This window comes from bacterium (assembly GCA_030654305.1).
Classification (GTDB): Bacteria; Krumholzibacteriota; Krumholzibacteriia; order LZORAL124-64-63; family LZORAL124-64-63; genus PNOJ01.
The window spans coordinates 1-2,132 of sequence record JAURXS010000397.1; the positions used below are offsets into that span (position 1 = coordinate 1).

The 2,132-nt window shown below is 75.0% G+C and carries 3 protein-coding genes; all 3 read left to right on the plus strand.

Going from position 1 to position 2,132, the window contains the following annotated elements:
* Nucleotides 1–393 (plus strand): nucleotide exchange factor GrpE (locus tag Q7W29_11375; protein MDO9172418.1); only part of this gene is annotated, 393 nt, incomplete at its 5' end.
* A 16-nt stretch (nucleotides 394–409) separates the two neighbouring features.
* Nucleotides 410–1,543, plus strand: coding sequence for a molecular chaperone DnaJ (gene dnaJ / locus Q7W29_11380; GenBank protein ID MDO9172419.1), 1,134 nt, complete (start codon nucleotides 410–412; stop codon nucleotides 1,541–1,543).
* 28 nt (nucleotides 1,544–1,571) lie between these two features.
* The coding region (locus Q7W29_11385) for an RsmE family RNA methyltransferase (GenBank protein MDO9172420.1) at nucleotides 1,572–2,132 on the plus strand (561 nt) is incomplete at its 3' end.

Here is a 2,132-nt window from a genome sequence, read left to right on the forward strand (position 1 = left end):
GCGCACGCCGAACTGGACAACGTGCGCAAGCGCGCCCGGCGCGAGATCGCCGAGGCCCAGACCTTCGCCGTGGCGGACGTCCTGCGCGACCTGCTCGACGTGCTGGACAACTTCGAGCGGGCGGCCGGGGCCGCGGCCGCGAACGGCGATGCCGAGGCCGTCCGCAGCGGGGTCGCCCTGATCCACGGCCGCCTGCGCGAGATCCTCGGGGCGCGCGGCCTGACCCCCATCCCGACGGCGAAGGGCGACCCGTTCGATCCGGGGATCCACGAGGCCGTGATGCAGATGGACGGGGAAGGCGTCGAATCCGGCGCCGTGCTGGAGGTGGCGCAGGCCGGCTACCGCCTCGGGGACCTGGTGCTGCGGCCGTGCCGCGTCGTGGTGGCTCGCTGAACGAAAGGCGCCAGGGATGGCCCAGAAGAGGGACTACTACGAGGTGCTCGAAGTCGGCCGCGAGGCGGCCGAGGGCGAGATCAAGAAGGCCTACCGCAAGCTGGCCATCAAGCACCACCCCGACCGCAATCCCGACGACCCCTCGGCGGCCGAGAAGTTCCGCGAGGCCACCGAGGCCTACGAGGTGCTGAAGGATCAGCAGAAGCGCGCCCAGTACGACCAGCTGGGGCACGCCGCCTTCGAGCAGCCGAGCGGTCCCGCCGGCGGCTACGGCGGCATGGGCGGGATGGACATGAACGACGCGCTCGCGTCCTTCCTGCGCAACTTCGGCGGCTTCGGGGACATCTTCGGCGGCGGCTCCGGAGGCGGCGCCGCCGCCGGGCGGGGCCAGGGACGCGACCTCCAGGTCAAGGTCGGGATCACCCTGCGCGAGGCCGCCGACGGCGTGCACAAGAAGGTCAAGCTGCGCAAGCAGGTGGCGTGCAAGGAATGCGGCGGCAGCGGCGGGGCCCACGGCAGCGGCGCGTCGAACTGCCCCGAGTGCCGCGGCAGCGGCCGGCGCCGCCAGGTGGTGCGGACCCTGCTCGGCCAGATGGTCACCGAAGTCGCCTGCAACCGCTGCGGCGGGCGCGGCAGCGTGGTGACCGATCCGTGCGGCGCGTGCCGCGGCACCGGCACCGTGCGCGGCGAGGAGACCGTCGAGGTGCGCATCCCCGCCGGGGTCGCGCGCGGGAACTACATGGACATGCCGGGCCACGGCGACGCCGGCGAGCGGGGCGGCCATCACGGCGACCTGCGCGTGGTCTTCGACGTGCACGAGGACGAGATCTTCGAGCGCCGGGGCGACGACCTGGTCATCGACGTGCCCGTCTCGCCGGTCGACCTCATGCTCGGCGTCAAGGTCGAGGTGCCGACGCTCGACGGACGCGTGGCGCTCAAGGTCCCGGCCGGCACCCAGACCCACAAAATCTTCCGGCTGCGCGGCAAGGGCATGCCCCGCCTGCACCGCAGCGACCGCGGCGACCAGCTGGTGCGGATCCTGGCCTGGACGCCGGACAAGCTCTCCGCCGACGAGAAGTCGCGGCTCGAGTCGCTGCGCGCCGGGCTCTCGTCCCGGGTCCCCGCGCCCGGCCGCGGGCCCATCGACTGAACGCCGCCGCGACGTCGGGGAGGTCCGCGTGCACACCTACCACTTCGAACCGCCCGCGGGCGCGCCCCTGCCCGGAGTCGGCGACGAGATCCGGCTCGACGCCGAGGAGAGCCACCACCTGCTGCACGTGATGCGCGCCCGTCCGGGCGATCCCGTGCGTCTGGTCGACGGGCGCGCCGGCGTCGTGCTGGCCGAGTACGCCGGCGCCGACGCGGGTCGCGCCCGCGCCCTGGTGCGGGCGTCGCACCGCGACGTCTCCGAGCTGGCGCGGCCCCGCCTGGTGCTGGCCTGCGGCGTCGCCAAGGGCAAGCGCTTCGAGGCCATGCTCGAGCAGGCGGTCGAACTCGGCGCGCACGAGATCGTCCCCCTGCAGACCGCGCGCGGCGAGGTCTGGCCCGGCGACGGGCGCCGCGACCGCTGGCGGACGCTGCTGCGCGGGGCCGGCAAGCAGAGCGGCCGCAGCTGGACGCCCGAACTCGCCGCGCCGGTGGCGCCCGCGGCCCGGGTCGCGGGCCGGCCCGGGGCCCTGTTCTTCACCGGCGCCGCGCGCGACCGCGCGCGGGACTGGCGCGACGACGGGGACGGGCGG